Annotated in this window: 1 protein-coding gene; it reads right to left on the bottom strand. The window is 72.0% G+C overall.

Annotation, left to right across the window (positions count from 1 at the left end):
- Window positions 1–254: hypothetical protein (locus AC4FS3_RS29665; protein WP_491023523.1), on the bottom strand; the 254-nt coding region annotated here is incomplete at both ends.

The raw sequence follows: 254 nt of genomic DNA, 5'->3' as shown, positions 1-254 counted from the left end.
GGCGCAGGGCGCCGTCGGCGCTGTCCATTACGCTTCCGCCCTTTGCCGCGCCCGCCAGCTCGGTTTGCAGCCTGGCGATGTCCGCCATCACCGCATCCTGCTTTCCGTCGCTGGCCCCGGCTTCCGGCGCGCCGGCTGCTCCGGCCGGGCGCGAGGCGCTTTCGGCCGCCAGTTTGTGGCGAAGCGTCTGGCATTCGCCCTGGGCCTGGGCGAGGCGCTCGCGCAGGGAGCGGATTTCAGCTTCCAGCTTGCCA

Source organism: Pseudogemmobacter sp. TB195 (assembly GCF_058313095.1).
Note: the sequence above shows the minus strand (reverse complement) of the source record. Positions and strands in the feature narration are given on the sequence as shown.